This window comes from Pseudonocardia ammonioxydans (assembly GCF_900115005.1).
Lineage (GTDB): Bacteria > Actinomycetota > Actinomycetes > Mycobacteriales > Pseudonocardiaceae > Pseudonocardia > Pseudonocardia ammonioxydans.
The window spans coordinates 22,909-45,337 of the sequence record NZ_FOUY01000040.1 but is presented as its reverse complement, the minus strand read 5'-3'; the positions used below and the strand labels follow the sequence as shown (position 1 = coordinate 45,337).

Annotated in this window: 24 protein-coding genes and 1 pseudogene; 13 read left to right on the top strand and 12 right to left on the bottom strand. The window is 70.8% G+C overall.

The features are described 5' to 3' along the window. The first annotated feature begins 64 nt into the window (after nucleotides 1–64). Nucleotides 65–856 carry a hypothetical protein gene (locus tag BM093_RS27455; protein ID WP_085915380.1) on the top strand — a complete coding sequence of 264 codons (792 nt, stop codon included), beginning with the start codon at nucleotides 65–67 and terminating at the stop codon, nucleotides 854–856. Here BM093_RS27455 and BM093_RS35380 read toward each other — a convergent pair. After that, complete coding sequence (locus tag BM093_RS35380) at nucleotides 835–1,044, bottom strand: SPW repeat protein (protein ID WP_125911742.1); 210 nt, start codon at nucleotides 1,042–1,044, stop codon at nucleotides 835–837. The genes BM093_RS27455 and BM093_RS35380 overlap by 22 nt on opposite strands. A 372-nt stretch (nucleotides 1,045–1,416) precedes the next feature. Between BM093_RS35380 and BM093_RS27450 the strand changes: the two genes are divergently transcribed. The 4 genes from BM093_RS27450 (at nucleotide 1,417) to BM093_RS35375 (ending at nucleotide 6,808) form a co-directional block, all read left to right on the top strand. Further along, nucleotides 1,417–1,959, top strand: a complete 543-nt coding sequence (locus tag BM093_RS27450) for a bifunctional nuclease family protein (protein ID WP_177238737.1) — start codon at nucleotides 1,417–1,419, stop codon at nucleotides 1,957–1,959. 144 nt (nucleotides 1,960–2,103) lie between these two features. After that, entirely contained in the window at nucleotides 2,104–2,394 is a 291-nt protein-coding gene (locus tag BM093_RS36225) for an IclR family transcriptional regulator (protein WP_174824348.1), read from the top strand. 1,598 nt (nucleotides 2,395–3,992) lie between these two features. Further along, entirely contained in the window at nucleotides 3,993–4,682 is a 690-nt protein-coding gene (locus tag BM093_RS38415; RefSeq protein WP_425439204.1) for a histone-like nucleoid-structuring protein Lsr2, read from the top strand. A gap of 875 nt (nucleotides 4,683–5,557) precedes the next feature. Beyond that, nucleotides 5,558–6,808, top strand: coding sequence for a hypothetical protein (locus BM093_RS35375; protein WP_085915377.1), 1,251 nt, complete (start codon nucleotides 5,558–5,560; stop codon nucleotides 6,806–6,808). Nucleotides 6,809–7,300: 492 nt separating this feature from the next. Here the strand turns inward: BM093_RS35375 and BM093_RS27420 are convergent, their stop codons facing one another. Beyond that, entirely contained in the window at nucleotides 7,301–7,609 is a 309-nt protein-coding gene (locus BM093_RS27420) for a hypothetical protein (protein WP_093352417.1), read from the bottom strand. Nucleotides 7,610–7,920: 311 nt separating this feature from the next. Here BM093_RS27420 and BM093_RS27415 point away from each other — a divergent pair, with 311 nt between their 5' ends. Further along, nucleotides 7,921–8,280: a hypothetical protein gene (locus BM093_RS27415; protein ID WP_085915375.1), complete on the top strand. Its 360-nt coding sequence runs from the start codon at nucleotides 7,921–7,923 to the stop codon at nucleotides 8,278–8,280. A gap of 450 nt (nucleotides 8,281–8,730) precedes the next feature. Next, complete coding sequence (locus BM093_RS27410; RefSeq protein ID WP_093352412.1) at nucleotides 8,731–9,831, top strand: hypothetical protein; 1,101 nt, start codon at nucleotides 8,731–8,733, stop codon at nucleotides 9,829–9,831. A gap of 131 nt (nucleotides 9,832–9,962) precedes the next feature. Here BM093_RS27410 and BM093_RS27405 read toward each other — a convergent pair whose 3' ends face one another. From BM093_RS27405 to BM093_RS27375, 7 genes are all read right to left on the bottom strand, one after another. Then, nucleotides 9,963–10,424: an ArsR/SmtB family transcription factor gene (locus BM093_RS27405; RefSeq protein ID WP_085915373.1), complete on the bottom strand. Its 462-nt coding sequence runs from the start codon at nucleotides 10,422–10,424 to the stop codon at nucleotides 9,963–9,965. A gap of 25 nt (nucleotides 10,425–10,449) precedes the next feature. Next, on the bottom strand, nucleotides 10,450–11,223 hold the full coding sequence (locus BM093_RS38040; protein ID WP_085915372.1) for a winged helix-turn-helix transcriptional regulator: 774 nt from the start codon (nucleotides 11,221–11,223) through the stop codon (nucleotides 10,450–10,452). A 10-nt stretch (nucleotides 11,224–11,233) separates the two neighbouring features. Continuing rightward, nucleotides 11,234–11,998 carry a phosphate ABC transporter ATP-binding protein PstB gene (gene pstB / locus BM093_RS27395; protein WP_208115293.1) on the bottom strand — a complete coding sequence of 255 codons (765 nt, stop codon included), beginning with the start codon at nucleotides 11,996–11,998 and terminating at the stop codon, nucleotides 11,234–11,236. Between the two features lie 122 nt (nucleotides 11,999–12,120). Further along, nucleotides 12,121–13,026, bottom strand: coding sequence for a phosphate ABC transporter permease PstA (pstA, locus tag BM093_RS27390; protein WP_093352407.1), 906 nt, complete (start codon nucleotides 13,024–13,026; stop codon nucleotides 12,121–12,123). After that, complete coding sequence (gene pstC, locus BM093_RS27385; protein WP_085915369.1) at nucleotides 13,026–13,985, bottom strand: phosphate ABC transporter permease subunit PstC; 960 nt, start codon at nucleotides 13,983–13,985, stop codon at nucleotides 13,026–13,028. The genes pstA and pstC overlap by 1 nt, the downstream gene beginning before the upstream one ends. A 4-nt stretch (nucleotides 13,986–13,989) precedes the next feature. Then, the gene (locus BM093_RS27380; protein WP_085915368.1) at nucleotides 13,990–14,946 is read right to left on the bottom strand and encodes a PstS family phosphate ABC transporter substrate-binding protein; all 957 of its coding nucleotides are present in this window, start codon (nucleotides 14,944–14,946) and stop codon (nucleotides 13,990–13,992) included. Between the two features lie 178 nt (nucleotides 14,947–15,124). Further along, complete coding sequence (locus tag BM093_RS27375; protein ID WP_093352401.1) at nucleotides 15,125–15,376, bottom strand: hypothetical protein; 252 nt, start codon at nucleotides 15,374–15,376, stop codon at nucleotides 15,125–15,127. A 95-nt stretch (nucleotides 15,377–15,471) separates the two neighbouring features. On the opposite strand from BM093_RS27375, the gene BM093_RS27370 reads away from it, so the two are divergent. The 6 genes and pseudogenes from BM093_RS27370 (at nucleotide 15,472) to BM093_RS27350 (ending at nucleotide 19,906) form a co-directional block, all read left to right on the top strand. After that, nucleotides 15,472–15,837 (top strand): ArsR/SmtB family transcription factor, encoded by a 366-nt coding sequence (locus BM093_RS27370; protein ID WP_085915366.1) that lies wholly within the window; start codon nucleotides 15,472–15,474, stop codon nucleotides 15,835–15,837. Beyond that, nucleotides 15,834–16,994: an ACR3 family arsenite efflux transporter gene (gene arsB, locus BM093_RS27365; RefSeq protein WP_093352398.1), complete on the top strand. Its 1,161-nt coding sequence runs from the start codon at nucleotides 15,834–15,836 to the stop codon at nucleotides 16,992–16,994. The genes BM093_RS27370 and arsB overlap by 4 nt, the downstream gene beginning before the upstream one ends. Before the next feature lie 520 nt (nucleotides 16,995–17,514). After that, nucleotides 17,515–17,916: pseudogene (locus BM093_RS38410) on the top strand (three-helix bundle dimerization domain-containing protein); the annotation flags it as partial. A gap of 30 nt (nucleotides 17,917–17,946) precedes the next feature. Further along, entirely contained in the window at nucleotides 17,947–18,381 is a 435-nt protein-coding gene (locus BM093_RS38405; RefSeq protein WP_425048640.1) for an arsenate reductase/protein-tyrosine-phosphatase family protein, read from the top strand. Next, nucleotides 18,378–18,800, top strand: coding sequence for an arsenate-mycothiol transferase ArsC (locus BM093_RS27355; RefSeq protein WP_093352394.1), 423 nt, complete (start codon nucleotides 18,378–18,380; stop codon nucleotides 18,798–18,800). The genes BM093_RS38405 and BM093_RS27355 overlap by 4 nt, the downstream gene beginning before the upstream one ends. Further along, nucleotides 18,797–19,906 (top strand): ArsO family NAD(P)H-dependent flavin-containing monooxygenase, encoded by a 1,110-nt coding sequence (locus tag BM093_RS27350; protein WP_085916608.1) that lies wholly within the window; start codon nucleotides 18,797–18,799, stop codon nucleotides 19,904–19,906. Before BM093_RS27355 ends, BM093_RS27350 begins: the two co-directional genes overlap by 4 nt. 18 nt (nucleotides 19,907–19,924) lie before the next feature. Here BM093_RS27350 and fdxA read toward each other — a convergent pair whose 3' ends face one another. Genes fdxA through BM093_RS27335 form a run of 3 tightly spaced genes read right to left on the bottom strand, consistent with a single transcriptional unit; the run spans nucleotide 19,925 to nucleotide 22,169 of the window. Next, nucleotides 19,925–20,245 carry a ferredoxin gene (fdxA, locus tag BM093_RS27345; protein ID WP_085916609.1) on the bottom strand — a complete coding sequence of 107 codons (321 nt, stop codon included), beginning with the start codon at nucleotides 20,243–20,245 and terminating at the stop codon, nucleotides 19,925–19,927. After that, nucleotides 20,242–21,285, bottom strand: coding sequence for an arsenic resistance protein (locus BM093_RS27340; protein WP_093352390.1), 1,044 nt, complete (start codon nucleotides 21,283–21,285; stop codon nucleotides 20,242–20,244). Before BM093_RS27340 ends, fdxA begins: the two co-directional genes overlap by 4 nt. Beyond that, nucleotides 21,282–22,169 (bottom strand): MerR family transcriptional regulator, encoded by an 888-nt coding sequence (locus tag BM093_RS27335; protein ID WP_085916611.1) that lies wholly within the window; start codon nucleotides 22,167–22,169, stop codon nucleotides 21,282–21,284. Before BM093_RS27335 ends, BM093_RS27340 begins: the two co-directional genes overlap by 4 nt. Nucleotides 22,170–22,429: the final 260 nt, after the last annotated feature.

Sequence of the window (22,429 nt, the reverse complement as noted above, 5' to 3'; positions counted from 1 at the left end):
GGCGGGCCCGCGCAGCTGTCGGCCGGCCCGAAGCCCGTACACGTGGACGCTGCAGCACGAAGCCGTGCTCGGTTACGGGCGCCTCGGCCAGGAGTCGGTGCTGCACGCCCGCATCTACACCCCCGAGCTGGCCGCCGACACAGCTCCGACAACGGCGACGACGGGGACCCTGCCGGGAGCCGAGCCGGTGGCGTTGCTGGCCCAGTTCGGTGACCACCGTGGACGCTCGATCGCCCACTCCATCGCCCAGGCCGCCGCCACAGCCCAAGCGCGCTTCTTCCCGGCCGGAGAACTGATGCGGGTGGCGCTGCTGTTCCCGCACCCGGCGCCGTGGCCTGCTGAGTGGTCGGCGGCGCCCATGGTCATCCGCGAGGTCGGGTTCGACACCCGGCTCCGGCGGTCTCGCGTGTGGCAGTGGCGCCAGCGACGCCGCGCGCGCCGGGCTCGTAACCAGACGCCGCCGACGGTGACTGAGGTCGGGCCCGACGGCGTCACCTGGTACGTGCTGCCCGGGCAGCACCCGACCACCAACGAGTGGGAATTCCACCGACCACGCCACCACCCCGACCTCGCCCTGGAGATCCCCATCCACGAGCAGGACTCCGTCGTGGGCGCCGATCCGTTGGCCCCGGAGGCGTTTCGGTGGACTCGGCAGTCCTCGGTGCGGGTGCCGGCGCTGCTCGGCCAGACGCTTGTGGCGACCTGGCCCGAACAGGGCTACACCGCCGAGGTCGTCGGCGGGCCCCAGGCCGCCGAACTCGCCGAGGCCCGCTACGCCGCGGTCCGCGACACAACCGACGCCATCGGGGTCCTCAGCGACCCGAACCCGGACAGCTACTGGGAACTCGACCGGTGACCGGTGACCGGTGACCGGTGACCGGTGACCGGCCGACGTTTGGGCCGGCCCGAGTCGACGACCAGGTTGTGGGTCTGCAGCGGCCCGGTGAATCCGACGATCGGCCCGGACAACGCGAGGTAGAGCCCGGCGAGCAGGATCACCCCCCTCGAGCAGCTGCCCGGTAGCCGCCTCGGCCGCGCGCTCATAGCGCATCCGAACCTCTTGCAGCTCATGGCCCCGCTGCACCTCGGCGAGATCGGGGGTGTTCGGCCATGGGTGGGTTCCGCGGAGTGGACATGCTGCTCACCTCCAGGAGAAGACCGCCGTCCGCCTCACCAGCATCGTTGACCCGCGCACACCCCACGGGACAGAGGTGAATTCCGCAGCTCGACCCCCGTGCTCCCCTCCGCGGCGCACGCCACCACGAGGAACCGGCGGCTCGACATGTGTCCCGGCGATGGGTGGCAACCCTGTGAAATCAGGAGGAGCATCCCTACGACCCAGGCAAGAGGGTGGACGGCGGACCGATGGGGGCCGGCATCCGATGACACCGGCGGGGTGGAGACGCGATGATCGAAATGCGAGTAGTCGGAATCGGGGTCGACGCCGACCGGCAAAGGCCCCTGCTGATGCTGGTCGAATCCCAAGGGCCCAGCCGGCTCCTGCAGATCTGGATCGCCGAGCCCGAAGCGTTCGAACTCACCGCGGCCCAGCGGCACGTGTCCCGGTCACGCCCGGGCACCCATGAACTGATCCTCGCCGTGCTGGCCGGCAGCGGCCGGCGGCTGGCCCGCGTGGCCATCACCGCGCTGCATCACCACACCTACCTCGCTGAACTCATCCTCGACAACGACGTGCGGATCTCGGCCCGCCCCAGCGACGCCGTGACCCTCGCGCTGCTCACCGACGCCCCGATCCTGGCCCACGAGACAGTCCTCGACGTCGCCGCGACCAAACCGGGCATGACGATCACCTTCGGCCGGCCCAGCGGCCCGGACACCGCACCCGCCGCGGTGGCGGACTCGACTCCGGTCGAGCCCGATACCCACGCCCGGATCCAGAAGTTCCGCTTCCTCGACGCCGTCGACCCCGACGACTTCGACCCCGACCCGGACCGATAGGCGGGACCCTCGGGCGCGGGTCCGCGTCAGAAAGGCGGTACCGACAGTGTCCGGGGTGCAGTCGGTGGACCGTGCGATCACGATCCTGGAGTTGATCGCCGACCGCGGCGAGGCCGGGGGTGGCGAGCTGGCCACGGCGGTCGGATGCACCACTCGACCGCGTTGCGGCTGCTCGGTGTGCTGGCCGAGCACGGGCTGGTCGAGCAGGTCGGCGACCGCGGCACCTACCGGCTCGGGTTCGCGCTGATCCCGCTGGCCGGCCGGGTCGCCGAGCGGCTCGAGATCACCACCCACGCCCACCCGATCTGGACTGTCGTGGTCATCGGTTCGCCCCCGGAGTACTTGCGGTCTCCGCGCTGTGACCTGGCTCTGACCCTGCTCGACCGGGGCGTGGACTGTGCCCGAGCGCGGCCGCTGACCGGCCGATCGCGGTGAAGGAGTCGGCTGGTGTGGCGGTGAACCCGCGCGCTACTGCGCTACTCGTCGCCTCCCAGGTCGGGAGCGCCGGGCCCGTCCAGGTGCTGACGCACCCCGTGCGGGGCGGTGCTGGCGCCGCTCAGCGCGGTCACCACGTTGTGGAGGCGATCGGCCACGACCGGGTCCTCGACCGCGATGGCGTCGCGGAGGACGGCCGTGGCGATGAGCGGGGTGTCGCTGGTGTCGTACAGGGCGCGGCTACCCGGTCGCCGAGCTGGTCCTCATCGACCGGACGCGGCTGGTAGCCGTCGCGGGCGGCGTGGGTGGCGCCGTTGAGGACCTGCGCCGCAGCCCGGTAACTGATCGTCACCGCGTCCCGCGGGGCGAGCTCGGCGGCGGCGAGTTCGGGATGCAGCGGCTCGGTCACGGAACACTCCTGGTCTTGGCAGCCCGGTCACTGTTCGGGCTCCACCGCTGATACGCCGACCGCCGGGCGAGCCCGGCCGCCGCACCGATCACCGTCCACGACGCCCCGACCGCCGCGCGGCGGCGATGGCCTCGGTGAGCAGCTTGCGCCGTGAGCGGTCCTCGTCGTGCCAGTGGAGCTTGCGCTGCCCTCTCAGCCGCAACGCGGCGACTGCCGCCCGTGCTTCCTCTTCGTCCTCACGTTCGATGAGCGCTGCCGCGAGCACATACGTTCCAGGGCCGTACCTGCGGTCAGGCTCCGACTCGTCGAGGTACGCGCACCAGCTCATCAGGGTGCAGCATCTTCCTGGTCGGCACCGACTCTCCCAGAGCGGGCACGCCGAGCCTGCACACCGCGACCTCTCTCCCACGTCTGGCGTGTGTTCACCTGAACGCTCCCCGGCTCCGACGGCGGGCGAACACTGCGCGAGCCTCAGCTCGGGTTTCGGCACTGGCGACCGGACGAGCGGGAACGTCAGGTGTGCTCGGTTCGCCGAGAGCTTCTGCGAGCTGAGCAGCTCGCCGGCGTCGCGCCACCGGATCGGCCGATGCAGAGTCTCGGGCAGCTCATGGCTGCGGCCCCGCCACGGCGCGAGCCGGTACCCGTATCACGGCCAGGGGGTCCCGGGTTGAGGCACGCAGGTCGGCGCCCGCGGATGGTGGGGATCAGCGCGGTGCGGAAGGGCCCGTCGGGCAGAACCCGCACGATGAGCAGCGTGAGCTGAGTTGGAGCCCGCCACAGCCACCGGCACACCGGGCGCGGCGGCGGTGTCCCAGGCCGGCCAGGAGCAGAAGCTGTCAGAGGTGGTGAGCAGCTGATCAGCGCAGCCGCGGGTAGAGCCGTTGCGCGAGGGTCTTCTCCTCCGCGCTTCTCCCGGACCCTGCACGCCGCGACCGGGGTGCGCCCGGATCAGGTGGCGCTCGCGGCCCGGTCAACGCTGTGTCCGGCAACGCGGTCAGATCTCACGTCCAGCGACCGGACACGCCGCTGCTCAGCGCGACCTACCCGGCCCTGCCCTGTCTGCACGTGGGTGGGGTCGGCTCGATGTCGCGCTTCCCGCGAATCCGCATCTGCGCCGTCGTTTCCTCCACAATTGTCGGGGTACTGCGGCAGAGTGTGGGTGTCCGTCGCCGTATGTGAGGGAGCGCCAATGTCCGATACGGTCATTACCGCTGGATTCGCCCTGTCCCGTTGCTTCCGCGCCGCCGTTCGCGCCGCGCAATCCGCCGAATCCACCGAGTGGGCAGCTCGTGAACATGAAGCTATGGACGCGCTGCGAGCGGCCGCTGTCTTTCTCGCCTACCACGCCGGAAGTCCAGTCGCTCGCGCCATCACCCGCACCTTCACCGAGGTCAGGGAGACCGATCGCGGCGACGGTCCGGACCGGGCGCAGTCAGTACTCTCGGTACCCTCCCCCACACCCGGCGAAAGAGACACAGTGGCGCAGATTCAGACCGTCCGCCTCACCGACGACCTCACTGGAGGCAAGGCCGACGAAACGATTCCCTTCACGTTCGACGGGAAGCAGCTCGAGATCGATCTCTCGACCGGCAACGCGACCGCGCTGCGGAAAGCGTTGGCGCCCTTCGTCGCGGCCGCCCGGAGCGTCTCGCCCGCCTCCGGCCCCCGTACGGGCCGCGCCGCCCGCAGGAGCACTGACAGCGGCCCGAGCGGCACGGCAGCGCGCCAGCACAACCAGGCCGTGCGGGCGTGGGCTCGGCAGAACGGCTACACCGTGTCCGAGCGCGGTCGTATCCCCGCCGAGGTCGTCTCTGCCTACCAGTCCGCGACCAACTCCTGCCCGCCGCAGCCCGGTGCAGCAGTGCAGTTCAGCGGCTGACCGCACAACGATACTGGCAAGTAACTGGTCAGGTTGTAGCGGCTTGGCTTACAGGCGGAAAGACAGCCAGGGTCGGCCCGCGGCGAGGATGCGGCGAGGATGACGACGGCGAAGACGTTGCGGCGTGCTTAGCCGTGGTGGACAGGCAACTGCGGACCGCGCAGAACTGTCGGCCCCGAAGAGCGGATGCGTAGGAGCCGGATACTTTCTGCCGCAGCGTGATCATGCGGATGTCGCGTTCGAAGCCGTGGTTGTCCGGGGATACGCGCCAAGCGGGACCTGCCTTGGGGCCCGCCACAACCACCGGCACACCGGTCGCGGCGGCGGTGTCCCCGGGCCGGGCCAGGAGCAGAACCCCGGGTCAGGGCTGAGCAGCTGATCAGCGCGCAGCCGCGGGTCGAGCCGTTGCGCGAGGGTCGTCTGCGCCGCGCTTCTCCCGGCCCTGTGTTGAGCGAGTGCGTCGGTGGCCGGCTCGGTGCGGACAGTGACCTCAGAACGTGGGCTCCAGCCGCCAGCGTGGGCATCGGTGGTGAACGCGTCGCGTGCAGCGGCACAGTGCAGTGGCGCGGGTTGGTGCTCATTGACCGGTCACAGGTGCCCACGTCCCTCGCCGTCGTCGCGCTCCGGGAGAGGATGAGCACCAGCGTTGTCAGCGACGTCAGCGCTGGGCGCGGCGCTACCCCGCTGGCGCGCAGGCCGGGCGCTACAGTCCGCCCTGGGCCATGCGGTGCTGGCCCGCGCCGTGCCGGGATCGACGTCCACGCCGTCGCCGGAAGCGTTATCCACGGTCAAGGTCTGCTGATCGCACCGACGTGGTGAGGTATGCCCGGAACCCCGGCGGCCCGGCGTGGAGCGCGTCGCACGAGGAGGACGGCATGACCCGTGATCACCGACGTAAGAAGGACATCCGCGCGCACGCGGCGGCGACGGGGCGCAGCTTCCTCGACGCCGCCACGACCTACGCCCGCGGGACAGAGCCCGGGGACGGGGCGGTCTCGGCCCGACGGCTGCGTGACGAGCTGGCCCGCGAGCTGCACACGGCCGGTTGGCCGGTGGAGCTCGAACACCACCCTCTGGGCAACGCACTACGCACCTACGCCGGCCCGGCCACGGTCGACGTGGGCAGGACGGGCGCTGCGGGGTGGACCGGAGACGAACACCCCGACGACGGCGCGGTGTTCGACCGTCGTGCACCGTTGCGGGTCGTGGTGTGGGCTCCGCTCGTCGTCGACTACTGCGAGGACCTGGGGCGGGTGGTCGGCGTCGATGCCCACGAGATCGCCCCGACCGGGCGGTCGGTGACCGAGCTCGTCGCCGAGATCGACCAGGTCGTTGCCGCGGCCCGCCAGCGCGACCTCGCCGCTACCGCGAACGACACCGCGTGCGGGATCTGCGGGGACCACTACCCCGCTGCTGGGCTGTTCGAACCGACCGAGAGCAGGGTCGCGGTCTGTCCGTGCTGCGCTTTCGACGGTGACCTCGTCGATCCTCACCCAGCCCAGCTGGCCTACAGCCTCACCCACGGCGGCGACCGCAGCCTCGTGCTGCCGGCGGGATGGGCTGGTCCACAGGCCCTGGTGTCCTGCCTGGCCGGCCCAGAGCTGCCCCACCAGCTCTGCGACGCCTGGCGGGCGTCCGGGATCGTCAGCCCGCCGGGCGCCGAATGGGGTGATCCGGGACGGACCTGGGTCTGGCTCCATGCCCCACCCCGCCGCCCGGCCGCGCTTGCCCGGCTGGGGTGCGGAGCGGCCTTGAGCCACATCATCGCCGCCCTCGACCAGGCACACCCCGACCTGCGGGCTGTCATCCACGCTGCCGCGGCCGAACTCGATGTGGATCTGCTCGACGCCGAGGACATCGGCCCGGAGTCGACACCGCAGGAGGTGATCGAGCGGATCTGGCCCGCCGTCGTCGCCTACACCGTCGCGCTGCTCACCCAGCACACCGAACGGGCCGGCCACCGCAGTCCCTGGCACGTGCTGGAGTCATTCGAGCTGCCCGATTGGGTTGAGGCCCTGGTCGGAGAGGACAGCGACCTCGATTACTACCACGTCGAGTCGGTCCTGCTGCGTGGCATTCCCGCCCTGCGCGACATACTCGACCCTCGAGCAGCGCACGAGGACTGAGTTCAGTCGTTGCGCTCGTCGTGGTGGTGCGGTGGCTCGACGAACGCGGGGGTCGTTGTCGCGGGCCAGTGTGATCATCGGCTGGCGCACGCCTTCCTGCTGGAGGCGGCTGAGCCGGCCGTAGAGCTGCTGGAGCTCGGCGCTGTCGGGGTCGCGGAGCATGATGATCGCGTGCTGGTACTGGCCGTCGATGGTGCGGCGGGTCCTCGTCGTAGAAGCTGAGGCCGCCGGGGCGAACAGCAGCTCGCGCGCGACCTCGACGTGACCGGGCATGACCCTGGCGGCCAGGGCGAGACCCGCGTCGGTGATCGTGACGAGCGTGGCGCGCTGGTCGTCGCGGGGCTGGGACCGCGGGTGACGAGGCCCGGCCTTCGCCAGCAGCCCGGCCTGGTGGGTCAGACCGCGGCGGCTGCCGACGACTCCGTCCGCCAGCTCGGTCATCGTCAGCGGGTCCCGGCAGGGGGCGGGGGCCGGCGCGCTCGGCGTACCAGCTCAGCCAAGCATGGCGGGATCGAACTCCTCGCCGGTGGCGTACAGCAGGCCGTAGGCCAGGAGCACACCGTCACGGTCCAGCGCACCGCGCTGGAGCCACTGGTCAGCCACCGCCGGCCAGCCGCCGTGCTCGTCGGCGAAGTCGCCGAACAGCCCGGCCAGGGTCTCGGCGACCTCGGTGTAGCGGTCCGGGTTGGACACCCACCGCACCAGGACCGCGGCGATGTCGTCCGCGGTCGCGGCGTCGTAGCGGCGCACCTTGTCCCGGTTCGCCCACAGCTGCAGCTCGAACAGCCGGGGGCCTCCCACGAGCCGGGGCGGCCCGCAACGAGCTGCCGCCGGGTCACGTCGAAGCTGTCCGGGGCCGTAAGCCCTCCGCGCCCTTCACGAAGCCGACCGAACGCGACCTGCACGGCGACCGCCGTCGAGTAGGCAGCCTGCCGCCCGGCCGCGGTCCACGCTCGACGCAGCTCGGCGACGTCCTCCTCAGCCGGGGGCACCACCGGACGCAGAAGTTTCTGAAAGATGGGGCGTGTCGCGCCGCCTCGTTTCAGAAAGTAGGGAAGGATGCCTGCATGGCTAGAAGACCAACGGGGCGCCCATCGAAGGGCCCGCGCGCAGTGGTTCTTCCACGGGTCCTGCTGGCTGACGACCGCGCGCTCAAGGCCCTGGCCGCCGCGCGCGGCTGGTACGTCTCCGAGACCGCCGCGAAGCTGATCAACGTCGGCCTACAGCATGCCGCCGAGCTTCCCGACGATCTGCCCCGTCGGGTCGCGGCCACGGAGTCGACCGACTTCACAGCCCGGATCCCCCTCAGCGACAACACGTTGCTGCGCTCGATCGCGAGTGAACGAGACCGAAGCATTTCCCTCGTGGCCGGAGCCCTGGTCAAGCTCGGCCTTCGTCACCGCAATGAGTTGCTGGGCCAGATCCCAGCGCAGTACGACCACCTGGAGCAGCGTCTGACCAAGGCCTCATAAAGAGAACGAGACGGCCCCCCGGCCAGGGGGCCGCCTTCGTTCGTTCTCGCGTCGCTCGGTCCTACACCCGAGGTGACGCCGTAGCCCCGGCGAACCGGGGCCCATCCCCAACCGTCCAAGAAGGGGCGCTTTCGCGTGTCCAGGATACATCCTGGGCCGGGAGCCAACCACCACAGACACGGGGTGAGTTCGTCGTGCCCAGATCCGGGGCGCTCGCCGGCGGCGGGCACCGGGTTCTGCACGCTCTGCTACGAGCACGGCGCGTTCACTCTGGCCTCCGGCCCCTCTCAGCTTTGCCTGCTTCACCAGCTCCCCCTCGATGAGCAGCCTCAAGCGGACTCCTTCGGGATCCGCGGCAGGACTGCGCCGCGGCGCACACCCCGAGGCCGCGCCGCGTGCCACACCAGCGGTCCCGGGCGGGCGAGCCGAGCGCTGCCACCGAGTGCGCGGGTGCGCGCCCGCGGGATCGCCCGCGCCCGCGCCCGCCACGACCGAGGCTTCACCCCGCACCCGGGTTGGCGGAACTTCATCGACCACTCCTACCGGGTGCTGACCTCCCAGCCCGAAGCCCTCGAGCACCTCGCGCGACTGGTCGACGACGAGGACTGGCGCGTCGACAAGCGCCGCAGCTGGTCAGCCATCCTGCGCCGCCTGGTCTGCCACATGGACTGGGAGACCGGCCTGATCACCGGCCTGACCGCCCGACACCTCGCAGCGGCCGGAGCCCGCGCCGCACGCACCGTGTCCCGTGTCCTGGCCTGGGCCCGCGAGATCGGCCTACTCGTCGTCGTCGAGGCTGGTGCTAGCGCCGAGTTCCTCGGCACCGACACCGGCCGCACTCCCACCTACGCCCTCGTGACCCACACCCCGCTCCCCCGCCTCGACGGCGCGCAGCACGACGAGGAGCCGGGCATCGCATCCGCAGGTCAGTCCCCTGTGGAAGAAAGTGGCGACCTCCCCACTACTCCAGTGAGTACTAAGCCCTTGACGGGCGGCCGACGGACTCACCTCACCTCCCAGCCCAAGTGGCACCCCTACGACGTCCCCGACACCCCCGGAGCCAGAAACGCAGCAACCCTCACCCTGCTCTCACATCTCGGCCTAGGAGGCCGAAAAAGCGGCAAGATCGAGATCTGGCGAGCCCGGGCCCTGCTCAAACCCTGGTGGGACGCCGGCGCCACCGTCGCCGGGCTGCTCCACGCCCTCGAATACCACCCCGACCGACCCGACCACCGGCGCGGCGACCTCAGCTCCGGCGCCCGCGACCCCCTGCGGATCATCGGCGCCCGGCTGCGGCCCTGGCACGGCCGCCTCGGCGAGATCCGGGCCGTACAGATCGGCCGCATGCGCGCCGGCACCGGCGCGAAGCCTGCAACTAAGGTCGAGGTTGCACTGCTCGACCGTCCCGCCGGCCGCGGCGCCCGACGCGCCGCACAAGAGGCGCTCAGCGAGCACCTGCAGCAGCTGCGCGAAGCCCGCGGCACCCAGCAGGGCCACCGCCCTGCAGCGGCCGTGCTGCCGCGCAGACTGCGCCGACCCCGGATCAAATGATGACCACGACGACGCGGCCGGGCAGGCCGGGATGCTGTGGCGGTCCGGTCCGGCTGTGGGTCCAACCGAACCGGACCTCAGCGGACGCGGTCGTTACCGCACGGGCGCGCCGCGGGTGATGTCGCGGGGGGTCAGGCGCGCTCGGTGTCGTCCTCGGCGGATTCCGGAGGCTCGCAGCGCGAGAGGAGATCGCCGTCGCGGCTGATGAGTTTCGGGTTGTCGGCGTGCTCGAGCCGCAGGAGTTGGTGCAGCATCCCGTCGAGGCTGAGCGCGTCGTTGATCTGGTCGACCAGGTCGGGTTCGAGCCGGTACCAGCTCCATGTGCCGCGTCGTTCCCTCGACATGACCCCGGCTTTGACCAGCACGCTCAGGTGGTGGCTCAAGGTCGATTGCGGCTGGGGGAAGGCTTCGATGAGGTCGCAGAAGCAGAGCTCGGCGTCGGGGGCCTGGCGGGCCAGGCCGACCAGCTGGAGCCGTAGCGGGTCGGCGAGTGCCTTGAACAGCTCGGCGGCGGCACCGGCCACGGTCTCGACGCCGTCGAGCGGTTGATCCTCGACGAGATCGGCGACGTGCGAGCTGAGCTGTTCTCCCATCGCGGTCGAGGATACTGGGTGATGCTCAGGAGTTCGGCGAGATGGTCAGCTGATAGCCGAGTCCGCGTACCGCCTCGATGCGGACGTCGGCTCCGGCGGCGGCGAGCCGGCGGCGCAGGCGCGTGATGTGCACGCTCAGGGAGTTGTCCGAGCCGGATGTCTGGTCGCCCCAGATGGCGGTGACGAGTTCGCGGCGGCTGACCACGGCGTCGGGACGCGCGGCGAGGTAGCGCAGCACCAGGTGTTCGCGCAGCGGCAGCCGGATCGGTGTGTCGTCGAGCCACATCCGTGGGGCGACGTTGTCGATGCGCAGCCGGCCCAGCTGGATCGGCAGCGGACGGGCCGCGAGGGACCGTGGCGCGCCGAGGGCGGCGCTGAGCAGGGCGAGCAAGGCGCTCGGTTCGAAGGGGCGGGCGGTGACGGTGGCGCCCCGGGCGGCGGCCTGCGCCGCCAGCTCGCCGTCGTCGCGACCGACTCCGACGATCACTCGCACCCCGGGGTCGAGCGTGTGCAGCACGTCGAGGAAGTCCGCCGGGCTCAACCGCCCCCCGGCCGGGGCGAGCACGACCGCATCCGGGCAGGTGCGCCCGGCCACCAGCAGCGCTGCGGCCGTGTCGTGCACCGGGTGCAGGTCGACGGGTTGGCCGGTCAGGGCCCGCGCGACCTGCTCGGCGGTGTGTTCGTCGGCGACGAGCAGCACCGCCGCCGGCCCTGTGCGCCCGCCGGCGTCGGCCAGGCAGGCTCGGCGGCGGATCTGCACGGGAGAACGGCCGTCGGTCTCCCAGGTCTCGGTCATCATCGCGGCTTCCTCAGCCGAACTTGCCCGAGATGTAGTCCTCCGTGCGCTTGTCGGCCGGGTCCTCGAAGATCTTCAGGGTTCGGTCGAACTCGACCAGAGTGCCGACGCGGTCGCCGTGCTCGTCGGGTTGGGCGGTGAAGAACGCCGTGCTGTGCGAGACGCGGGCCGCCTGCTGCATGTTGTGGGTGACGATCACGATGGTGAAGTCCTGCACGAGCTCGCCCATCAGGTCTTCGATCTTGGATGTCGCGATCGGGTCGAGCGCCGAGCAGGGCTCGTCCATCAGCAGCACGTCCGGCCGGGTCGCGATGGCCCGGGCGATACACAGACGCTGTTGCTGTCCACCGGAGAGGCCGTAGGCGTTCTGCTTGAGCTTGTCCTTGACCTCGTCCCACAGCGCGGCGCCGCGCAGGGCTTGCTCGACGGTGTCGTCGAGGTGGTCTTTGGCGCCGGTGACGCGGGGTCCGTAGGCGACGTTGTCATAGATCGACTTGGGGAACGGGTTCGGCTTCTGGAAGACCATGCCGATCCGGCGGCGGACCTCGATCTCGTCGACGCCGGGCCCGTAGATGTCGGTGCCGTGGTAGGTCACGCGCCCTTCGACCCGGGCGCCGGGGACCAGGTCGTTCATCCGGTTCAGGCAGCGCAGCACGGTGGACTTCCCGCAGCCCGACGGCCCGATCAGCGCGGTGATCCGGCGGTCGTCGAACTGCAGATCGACATCGCGGACGGCGAGGAAGTCGCCGTAGTAGACGTGCAGGTTCTCCGTCGCCATCGCGGCCCCGGCCGAACGTGGCTGTTCGGGCGCTCGGTCACCGACCGCGAGGTGGATACCGGCGGTGTCCTGGGCGGTCCCGGGTGGGGAGGTGGGGCTCATGTGCTGGTCCTTTCCGGGGTTCACCATCGACGTGCGAACCGGTTGCGCAGCACGATCGCGGTGCCGTTGAGCGCCAGCAGGATGACGATCAGCAGCAGGATCGCGGCGTAGGTCAGGGGGATGAACGCTTCGCGGGACTGGAGGGCGAAGTTGAAGATCTGGACGGGCATGACGGTGTAGCGGGAGAACAACCCGTCGGGGGTGAAGGTGATGAACGTGGTCGCGCCGACCAGGATCAGCGGTGCGGCTTCTCCGACGGCCCGCGACAGCGCCAGGATGGAGCCGGTCGCGATCCCGGGCACCGCGGCGGGCAGCAGCTGGCGCCACACCGTTTGCCAGCGGGTCGCCCCGACGGCCAGTGAGCCGTCACGGATCTCGCGCGGGACCGCGCGCAACGACTCGCGGGTCGCGATGATCACCACCGGCAGGATGAGCAGGGCCAGGGCGATCGAGCCGGACAGGGCGACGGCGCCGAAGTTCAGCGGTGCCCGTACCACGAAGGCCAGCACCAGGATCCCGAAGATGATCGACGGGACGGCGGCCAGGTTCTGCACGTTGAGCTCGATCGCCCGGTTGAACCAGCGCCGGGGGTCGGCGTACTCCTCGAGGTAGATCGCCGCGGCGATGCCCAGCGGCAGCGCGATCAGCGCGGTGACCCCGACGACGAGGAGCGTGCCGACGATGGCCGGCTGCACGCCGGCGGTCGCCGGGCGGATCGTCGAGGGCGCCTGGGTGATCAGGTTCGCGTCCAGCCTGCTCACCCCGGAGACCACGATGGTGATCAGCACGTAGAACAGGAACAGCGCGGCCACCAGCAGGCACGCCCACAGCACGGAGACGAACACTGTGGAGGCCACATCGCGGCGCCGCCGGTCCGGGGTCAGCGCACGGGCGGGCGTGGTGCGGGCGGTGTCGGTAGCAGTCATCAGTACACCTGCCGGAAGCGGCGGACCAGCCGGATGCTGATCAGGTTGATCGTCAGGGTGATCACGAACAGCAGCGCTCCCACGGCGAACAGCGAGTAGTAGACGGGGCTGCCTTGGGGGGCGTCGCCGCTGGCGATCTGGGCGATGAACGCGGTCATCGTCTGGGCCTCGTCGCGGGGATCAGCGGTCAGGCGGGCCAGGTTGCCGCCGGCGACGGCGAGGATCATCGTCTCGCCGACCGCCCGGGACAGCCCCAGCACGATCGCGGCGATGATCCCGGACAGCGCCGCCGGGAAAACCACCTGCAGGGTGGTCATCCGCCGGTTGGCGCCGAGGGCATACGAGCCCGAGCGCAGCGCTTGGGGTACTGCCGACATCGCGTCCTCGGACAGTGACGCGACCGTCGGGACGATCATGAATCCCATGACGATCCCGGCGACGAGCAGGTTGTAGATGTTCGGGATCCCCAGCAGTGGCTGCAGGATCGGGGTGAGCGCGGTCAGGGCGAGGAACCCGTAGACCACCGTCGGGATGCCCGCCAGCAGCTCCAGTACCGGCTTGATGACCTTGCGGGCCCGGGTGGTGGCGTACTCGGACAGGAACATCGCGATGCCCAGCCCGACCGGGATCGCCACGGCCAGGGCGATGCCGGTGGCCATGAACGTCGCCGAGACCAGGGGCAGCACGCCCCAGTCCTTGTCCCAGGAGTACTTGTCGCCGAACGAGGCGGTCCAGGTGGTGCCGGTGAGGAACTCGATCGGGCTGACGTGGGCGAAGAAGGTGAACAGCGGGACGACGAGGGCGACGATGATGCCCACCGTCACCAGCACCGACAGGCCGGCCGCGGCGGCCAGCAGGCTCTCGATGATCTTCTCGCCGACCCGGGGTGAGCGGGGGGTCAGGTCACGGCCGGAGCCGCCCGCGCTCGAGCGCGGGCGGCCGGCGGTGGTCACCGCCATCGGCTCAGCCTCCGGCCTGCTGGCGGAGCTGGTCCAGCTTGGCGGTGGAGTCCTGCTTCTGCTGGTCGGTCATCGGCACGAACTGCGCAGCCTGCACGATCTCGTCGTTGCGCTGCAGGTAGAACTCCAGGAACGACACGACCTGCGGCTTGGCGAGCCCGGCGTCGGAGGCGTAGATGAACAGCGGCCGGCCCAGCGGGGTGTAGGAGGCGTCCTGGACCGTCTGTGCGGACGGGGCCACGCAGCCGTTGCCGCCGTCGACCTGCAGTGCCTTGAGCTGCTGCTGGTTCTCCTCGAAGTAGGAGAACCCGAAGTAGCCCAGCGCGCCGGGGGAGCCGGTGACGCCCTGGACGGTGACGTTGTCGTTCTCCGAGGGGCTGTAGTCGGTGCGCGATGCCCCCTCCTCACCGACGATCTCGTCGGTGAAGTAGTCGAAGGTGCCCGAGTCCGCGCCGGCCCCGAACAACTGCAGTGGCTCGGCCGGGAACGACGGGTCGACCTGGTTCCAGTTCTTGACCTGCGAGTCGGGCGCCCACATCGCGCGCAGCTGCTCCACGCTCAGGCAGTTGGCCCAGGTGTTGGCCGGGTTGACCACGACGGTCAGCGCGTCGTTGGCCACCTGCAGCTCCTGGAAGGCGATCCCGTTCGCCTCGCACTGCTGACGCTCGGTGTCGGAGATCGGGCGCGAGGCGTTGGAGATGTCGGTCTCGCCGTTGCAGAACTTCTGGAAGCCACCACCGGTCCCCGAGGTACCGACGGTGACGTTCACCTCGGGGTTCTCCCCCTGGTAGAGCTCCGCAGCCGCGGACGACAGCGGCTCCACCGTCGAGGACCCGTCGATCAGCACCGGCCCGGAGACCTGCTCACCCCCCGGCCCGTCCTGCTGCTGCGCACCGCCGCCACACGCCACCAGCGTCACGCTGGCAGCGACGGCGACCAGGGCAGCCGATGCCCTGCGCATGTGTCGAACACTCACGGACTTGGCCTCTCTCGTCGAGGTCGAGACGGCGCCCGTAGCTGTGAGCGTCCGCCGAAGACGCTTGGATCGAACAATGCCGATATGAATGCCGAGTGAACGTGGCCTGACTTCTCACTCCTGGATCCACAACATTCGATCTAGGTGGCTCCGAGCGGTGCGCTCACCGGGCGCGGGCGACCTTGGCCAGCCCTGCTGCGGGCAGGCAGGCGAACGTCGTCACGCCACCTGCTGCGAGATCGGCGTCGCCGGTCAGGAGACCCCACAGGGCCAGGGCGAGCGCGACCGCGACAATCGCCTGACCGAGAACGCGCGAGACCGGGTCCCTGACCGGCGTCGGTGGCCGGTCGCGGCGGGGGTGGCCGCGCCGTCGTGACATCGCGGTGCTGCCACCGACCTCGCCGGGGTCGTGCATGGGATCACTCCAGTCGTTGCCGATAGAATCGACAAAGCTCGATCCAGTGATCCTGCGAGGTTGCACTCTGCTTCGACGGACGTCAATATAGAAGCATGTCTAACAAGGAGCCGCCGGGCGTGGCGTCGTCGTGCTGGTCGCCGCTGGTCGGCCAACCGATCTCCCCGGAGCACGCGAGCGAGATCTCCCGCGTGTTCAAGGCCCTCGGAGACCCCGTCCGGCTGCGCCTGTTGTCCCTGATCGCCTCCCACGCCGGCGGCGAGGCCTGCGTGTGCGACCTGACCGAGGTCTTCGACCTGTCCGGCCCGACGATCTCGCACCACCTCAAGGTGCTGCGCGAGGCCGAGCTGATCACCGGTGAACGCCGCGGCACCTGGATCCACTACCGCGTCGTCCCACAGCGACTCGCCTCACTGGCCGACCTGCTGATCCCGACCACCGCGGAGACCGTCGCATCATGAGCACGGAGAACACCACCGGCGCCGCCCAGCAGGCGGCCACCGACCCGACCGAGGCCGGCGTCGTCGCCCGCCTGTCCACCCTCGACCGCTTCCTGGCGGTCTGGATCATCGTCGCCATGGTCGCCGGGCTCCTGCTCGGCCGCCTGGTCCCCGGGCTCGCCCCCGCCCTGGACGCCCTGGCGATCGACGGCATCTCGCTGCCGATCGCCCTCGGCCTGCTGATCATGATGTACCCGGTGCTGGCGAAGGTCCGCTACGACCGCCTCGACACCGTCACCGGCGACCGCAAGCTCCTGATCACCTCGCTGGTGCTCAACTGGGTCCTCGGCCCGGCACTGATGTTCGCCCTGGCCTGGCTGATGCTGCCCGACCTGCCCGAGTACCGCACCGGGCTGATCATCGTCGGGCTCGCCCGCTGCATCGCCATGGTCATCATCTGGAACGACCTGGCCTGCGGCGACCGGGAGGCCGCCGCCGTGCTGGTCGCGCTGAACTCGGTGTTCCAGGTGGTCATGTTCGGCGTGCTCGGCTGGTTCTATCTGGTGGTGCTGCCCGGCTGGCTCGGCCTGCCCGTCACCGACGTGTCGTTCTCCACCTGGGACATCGTGAAATCGGTGCTGGTGTTCCTCGGGATCCCGCTGCTGGCCGGGTACCTCACGCGCCGGTTCGGCGAGAAGGCCAAGGGCCGAGCCTGGTACGAGGAGAAGTTCATTCCGCGGATCGGGCCGTTCGCGCTCTACGGGCTGCTGTTCACCATCGTGCTGCTGTTCGCGCTGCAGGGCGAGGCCATCACCTCCCAGCCGTTCGACGTCGCCCGGATCGCGCTGCCGCTGCTGGCCTACTTCGCCCTGATGTGGGCCGGCTCCTACGCCGTCGGCTGGGCGGTCGGGATGGGCTACGAACGCACCACCACCCTGGCGTTCACCGCCGCCGGCAACAACTTCGAGCTCGCCATCGCCGTGGCCATCGGCACGTTCGGCGTCACCTCCGGCCAGGCGCTGGCCGGGGTCGTCGGGCCACTGATCGAGGTGCCGGTGCTCGTCGCGCTGGTGTATGTGTCGCTGTGGCTGCGCCGGCGCCTGTTCGCACCGACGACCACACCGACCACGCAGACCGAGCAGGCAAACCCCCAGCCCACACGGGACGCCCGGTCATGAACTGCCTGGACTGCGCCACCCGGTGCCAGCAGGCGCGACCCGCGGTCGCGGTGTGCCAGGGCTGTGGCGCGGCTATCTGCCTTGAGCACACCTGGGTGAACCACCGAGCCGGCCATCCACCCGGGATGGCCGGGCCCGCCCGTGCAGCGAGCCGGGTCCTGCGCTGCGAGTTCTGCGGCACGCGCACCAACAACCAGACTGCCGCCGCGGCGGCCGTCGGCTCACGCGTCGCCCCCGGCGCAGATCTGGGCTGCCTGCGGGGAACCGGCTCGAGTCCCGATCCGTCGTAGGCACCCCACGCCGACACCCAACACCGCAAGACGGCGTGCGCGGCGCGTGATCTGCCATCGCGACGCCCCACTGTTCGAACCGGTGCCAACGCGCACCGCCGCTGCTCATGCTCAAGGAGCCCTGATGACCGCTGTAGCGATCGCGTTCGGCGTTCCCACCGGCCCCGGCCCCGGCCCCCGCCCCGGCCCCCGCCCTGGTCGGGGTCGCCGGGCCGCTGATCGAAGCGTCCATGCTCGTCGGCTTGGTGGAGGTGTCGCTGTGGCTGCGCCGGTGCCTGTTCGCCACCACCGACACACCCTGCCTCGCGCGGGCGAGACCCGATGAGCACCCGCTCGGCCGGCCAGTAGCGGACCATGCCATGGACGCCTTCTCGCCCGACGCCACGCCGGTCGTCGTCGCCATCGCGCGACGGCGCCCGGCGGGCGGTCGCAACCTCGAACACTTCGCCCTCACCAGCCCCCACGCCCGGCTTCACCAGACCGTCGACGAGCTGCGCCGCAGATTCCACGGCATCTTCGGCCCCGAGACGATCGAGGCCGTGGTCGTGGACGTGTTCACCGAGCTGGCGCTGACCGCCCGCATCACCGCCCACCTGCCCGTGCTCGCCGCCCGCCACGCCCGCGAGCGGCTCGCGGCAGTAGCCCGATCCCAAGGAGCCACCGTGACCACCGCAGCTGCGGTTCCCGAAGTCCTGTTCGTCTGCGTGCACAACGCCGGGCGCAGCCAGATGGCCGCCGCCCTGCTGGCCCACCACGCGGCCGGCGCCGTCCGGGTCACCTCGGCCGGATCCGCCCCGGCCGACAGCATCAACCCTGCCGTCCGCGACGTCATGGCCGAGTTCGGCCTGAGCCTGGACACCGAGTTCCCCAAGCGCCTGACTACCGAGGCGGTCGAAGCGGCCGACGTCGTGATCACTATGGGCTGTGGTGACGCCTGCCCGGTGTTCCCCGGCAAGCGCTACCTCGACTGGGAGCTGACCGATCCCGCCGGCAAAGCCGCGGAGCAGATCCGCCCCATCCGCGACGACATCGACGCCCGGGTACGCCACCTGCTCGCCGAGCTGACCGGTACCCCGACCGAAGCGGCGACGTCGTGACCGACACGCCTGCGGTGCTGTTCGTCTGCGTCCGTAACGGCGGCAGGTCCCAGATGGCCGCCGGGCTGATGCGCCAGGCCGCCGGCGACCGGGTCGAGGTCCACTCCGCCGGCACCAACCCGGGGGAGATGATCAACGCCCTGTCCGCGCAGGCGCTGGCCGAATCCGGCGCGGACATCAGCGGCGAGTCCCCGACGTCGATCGACCCCGAGCTGCTCCGGCGCGTCGACCTCGTGGTCACTCTTGGCCGGGACGCGCGGGTCGACGCCGGTGACACCGAGGTCCGTACGTGGGACACCGACGAGCCCTCCGCCCGCGGGATCGAGGGACTCGACCGCATGCGCCTGATCCGTGACGACATCGCCGCTCGGGTCGACGACCTGCTCGCCGAATTGACCGGGCCGAGCCCGAACCCGTGACCCGTACCCCTGACACCGCCGATCGCGACCTGCCCGTGGTCGTGATCGGCGGTGGCCAGGCCGGCCTCGCCGCGGGCTACTACCTGCGCCGAGCGCAGGTCCCGTTCGTCATCCTCGATGCCCAGACCGGGCCCGGCGGCGCCTGGCGACACGGCTGGGACTCGCTGCGCCTGTTCTCCCCCGCGCGCTACAGCCCTCTGCCCGGGTGGTGGATGCCCGACCAGCCCGCAGAGCCCTTCCCGACCGCCGGCCACGTCCGCACCTACCTCGACGACTACGAGCGGCGTTACGCACTCGACGTCCGCCGCCCCGTCGACGTCACCGCCGTACAGGCCTACCCGGACCACCTGGCCGTCAGCACCGCACAGGGCAGCTGGCGCGCCCGGGCGGTCATCAGCGCCACCGGTACCTGGCGCTGCCCGCACGTCCCAGATCTACCCGGCCGCGCGGAGTTCACCGGCCGCCAGATCCACACCGTCAACTACCACCGGCCCGACCCGTTCCGTGGTCAGCGCGTCGGTGTGGTCGGTGGTGCGAACTCCGCGGCGCAGATCCTCGCCGAGGTCTCCACCGTTGCGACGACGCACTGGTTCACCCTGGCCCCACCGCGATTCCTGCCCGACGATGTCGACGGCCGGGTCCTGTTCGACGTCGCCACCCAACGCGAACTCGCCCAGCGCGAGGGACGCCCGGACACCGGTGGTGTCGCCGCGCTCGGCGACATCGTCATGATCCCCAGCGTCAAGGCCGCCCGGGACCGCGGGGTGCTGCGGGCCGAGCCCATGTTCGACCGGCTGACCTCGACCGGCGTCGCCCGCGACGACGGCTCCACCACCGACCTCGACGCCATCATCTGGTGCACCGGCTTCCGCCCAGCCCTCGCCCACCTCGCCCCGCTCGGCCTCAGCACCGACACGCACGGGCACCCGCGCACCGACGGCACCCGCAGCATCGACGAACCCCGACTGCACCTACTCGGCTACGGCGACTGGACCGGCGCCGCCGCCGCAACCCTGATCGGCGCGGGGCGAACGGCCCGCACGTGCGTAGAACAGATCATCGGACGACCCGCTCGTAGACCCGAGCCGAATCATGCTCGCCTCTGACCGTCGAGCGACAGTGCTTCAGCGGGGTTCGACGGGGAGGGGCGCGATGATCGGGTGATCGTTGCTGGTTGGGCCGAGGCGTGCGGCGCCGCCGGGGCTGCCGTAGGAGTCGAAGAACTCGGCGTTGATCTGGGTGTAGGTGCTCCACTGCTCGGGGAGGTCGTCCTCGTAGTAGATGGCTTCGACGGGGCAGACCGGCTCGCAGGCACCGCAGTCGACGCACTCGTCAGGGTGGATGTAGAGCATCCGCGCGCCCTCGTAGATGCAGTCGACGGGGCATTCCTCGATGCAGGACTTGTCCATCACGTCGACGCACGGTTCGGCGATCACATAGGTCACGGCGACTCCTCGCGGTCGTCGGTGCGGCGTGTCGTAGCGGCCTGCCCTGACGGTGCTGTGGGTGCGGGGGCCCGCTGGGGGATCAGGCGGGGCAGAAAACGGACGAATACGACCATACCGATCAGCTCGACCAGGGTTTGGGCGATCACGACCGCCGGGGTGACCGCGAACATCGGTGGGAGAGCGAGCGCGAGGGGTAGCACCACCAGCGAGTTCCGCGTGGCGCCGCTGAACACCAACGCCCGTGTCGCGGGCACGTCGAAGCGGAACGCGCGGGCGGTCGCGATCCCCACGGCGGCCATGACCACCAGGAATCCGACGTAGATCGGCAGCACCGGCACGATCGCGCCGAGTTGCCCGGACAGGGTGGGAACCTGGCTGGTGACCACGACAGCGAGGGTCAGGGTCATCAACGGCACCATGGCCGCGGTCGCGGCCCGCTCGGTCACGGCGACGGCGCGGAAGCGTCCGCGCAGCCGCCCGGTGACCCAGGCCAGTACCAATGGGGCGGCGATGAGCAGCCCGAAGGCGTCCAAGAACGGGCCGGGCTCGATCGCACCTACCAGGTCCGGGCCCACGGCGACGAGCACAAACAGGGGCAGCACGACGATCTGGGCGAGCATGAGCAGCGGGGAGATCGCCAGCAGTCGGCGTTCGTCGCCGCCGGCCAGACCGCAGAACACGATGACGTAGTCGATGCACGGGGTCAGCAACACCAGCAGCACCCCGAACAGCACCGCCCGCTCGAGCCCCAGCGGCAGGATCGCGGCGGCCACCAGCACCGGGACGAGTACGAAGTTGAGGACCAGCGCCGCGGTGACGAAGCGCCCGTCGCGCAGCGAGCGGGTGATCTGGGCGAACGGGACCTGCAGGAACGTGGCGTAGAGCAGCAGTCCGAGCACGGGGTAGATCGCAACCTCGACCGCGGCCGCGGTCGACTCGGGGAGCAGCACCCCGATCACTGCACCGACAGCCAGCCCGGTGAGGTAGATCGGGATCTGGTGTCGTTCCCACCACGCCACGACGGTCTCGACGCTCACGAGCGGCCCCCACCCGTCATCGTGGCAACCGTCGCCGCGGTCGCCGGCCCCTGGCTGACGGGGACAGGCCCGAACAGGCTTGTGGCGACCTCGGCGGCCTCGTCGTCGGGTACGCGTACCTCGACGACGACTCCGGGTCCGATGGTCAGAGACATGGCCAGGCTCGGGCAGCAGTCTTGCTCGGCGCGGACCAGCGCGGCCAGCTCACCTGCGCCGCCGTCCTCGAGCACCGCCGGGTCGAAGCCGACCTGTACCCGGTCGGCCAGGCGCTCACGGCTCGTGGCGTGCACGAGCAACCGCGACCAGCGGGCCCACCGGCCCCGCCAGCTCGGCGCCGGCAACGAACACGCCGCCCCGGCGCTGTCGGGGACCTCGAGCGCCGCCGGCGCGGGCGACGGGATCGGTCCCGCAGCCGCTCGCGGGCCGGGGATCGGTCGGGGCGGTCCGGCGGTGGCGGAGTGGCCCGGGGCGGTGTCCTGCGCGCGGGTCAGGAAGGTGCAGGAGGCGTCGCAGGGGCCCTCGCGGTCGATCCCGTCGAGTACGCGGCGGGCGTCGTCGAGGCGGGCGGTGAACTCCTGCAGCGCGGTGATCTGCTCGCGGGCCTCGGCGCAGCGCCGGGCGAGCATCGGCGCCAGCGTCCGCTGCACCTCCCGGCAGCCCTCGCGCTGCCACGGACGCAGCAGAATCCGGATGTCGTCGAGGGAGAGCCCCAAGCCCTTGGCCGTGGCGATGAACCGCAGTTGATCGAGGGCCTCGTCGTCGAAAAGTCGATACCCCGACGCCGAGCGCCGCGGCGTGAGCAGCCCCTGCTGCTCGTAGTACCGCAACGTCGTCGCCGGCACCCCGGCGTGCTCGGCCAACTGGGAAACCTTCAGCCCGTCCACGATCCCGAACGCTAAACCCGCTACCCGACTCGAAGGTCAAGGGTTAAGGCCGGGAGCACAGCCCCAAAGCGCTCGCAACGTCGCACGAGCGCTGGGAATGGTCTCCCGCTTGGCGCCTCCGCGGTGTCCGGTTGAGGAACCCCTACCGGCATTCCCGCCGGTCAACCACGCGCCATGAGTGTGGCCGCGAGCGCTTGGCGGCGTTGCTTCTTCAGCGGTATGTGGCGTTATAGGACGCCGATGACCAGTGATTCGCGGAC

Excerpts from the sequence above, each read along its gene's own strand:
- pstB (WP_208115293.1), bottom strand. The coding sequence starts at position 11,998 with ATGGCGACGGAGAACCTGCACGTCTACTACGGCGACTTCCTCGCCGTC.
- BM093_RS27380 (WP_085915368.1), bottom strand. The coding sequence starts at position 14,946 with ATGCGCAGGGCATCGGCTGCCCTGGTCGCCGTCGCTGCCAGCGTGACG.
- BM093_RS35380 (WP_125911742.1), bottom strand. The coding sequence starts at position 1,044 with ATGAGCGCGCGGCCGAGGCGGCTACCGGGCAGCTGCTCGAGGGGGGTG.
- arsB (WP_093352398.1), top strand. The coding sequence starts at position 15,834 with ATGAGCACGGAGAACACCACCGGCGCCGCCCAGCAGGCGGCCACCGAC.
- BM093_RS27450 (WP_177238737.1), top strand. The coding sequence starts at position 1,417 with ATGCGAGTAGTCGGAATCGGGGTCGACGCCGACCGGCAAAGGCCCCTG.
- BM093_RS38040 (WP_085915372.1), bottom strand. The coding sequence starts at position 11,223 with ATGATGACCGAGACCTGGGAGACCGACGGCCGTTCTCCCGTGCAGATC.
- pstC (WP_085915369.1), bottom strand. The coding sequence starts at position 13,985 with ATGGCGGTGACCACCGCCGGCCGCCCGCGCTCGAGCGCGGGCGGCTCC.
- pstA (WP_093352407.1), bottom strand. The coding sequence starts at position 13,026 with ATGACTGCTACCGACACCGCCCGCACCACGCCCGCCCGTGCGCTGACC.
- BM093_RS38415 (WP_425439204.1), top strand. The coding sequence starts at position 3,993 with ATGTCCGATACGGTCATTACCGCTGGATTCGCCCTGTCCCGTTGCTTC.
- BM093_RS27375 (WP_093352401.1), bottom strand. The coding sequence starts at position 15,376 with ATGCACGACCCCGGCGAGGTCGGTGGCAGCACCGCGATGTCACGACGG.
- BM093_RS35375 (WP_085915377.1), top strand. The coding sequence starts at position 5,558 with ATGACCCGTGATCACCGACGTAAGAAGGACATCCGCGCGCACGCGGCG.
- BM093_RS27405 (WP_085915373.1), bottom strand. The coding sequence starts at position 10,424 with ATGGGAGAACAGCTCAGCTCGCACGTCGCCGATCTCGTCGAGGATCAA.
- BM093_RS36225 (WP_174824348.1), top strand. The coding sequence starts at position 2,104 with ATGCACCACTCGACCGCGTTGCGGCTGCTCGGTGTGCTGGCCGAGCAC.
- BM093_RS27370 (WP_085915366.1), top strand. The coding sequence starts at position 15,472 with ATGTCTAACAAGGAGCCGCCGGGCGTGGCGTCGTCGTGCTGGTCGCCG.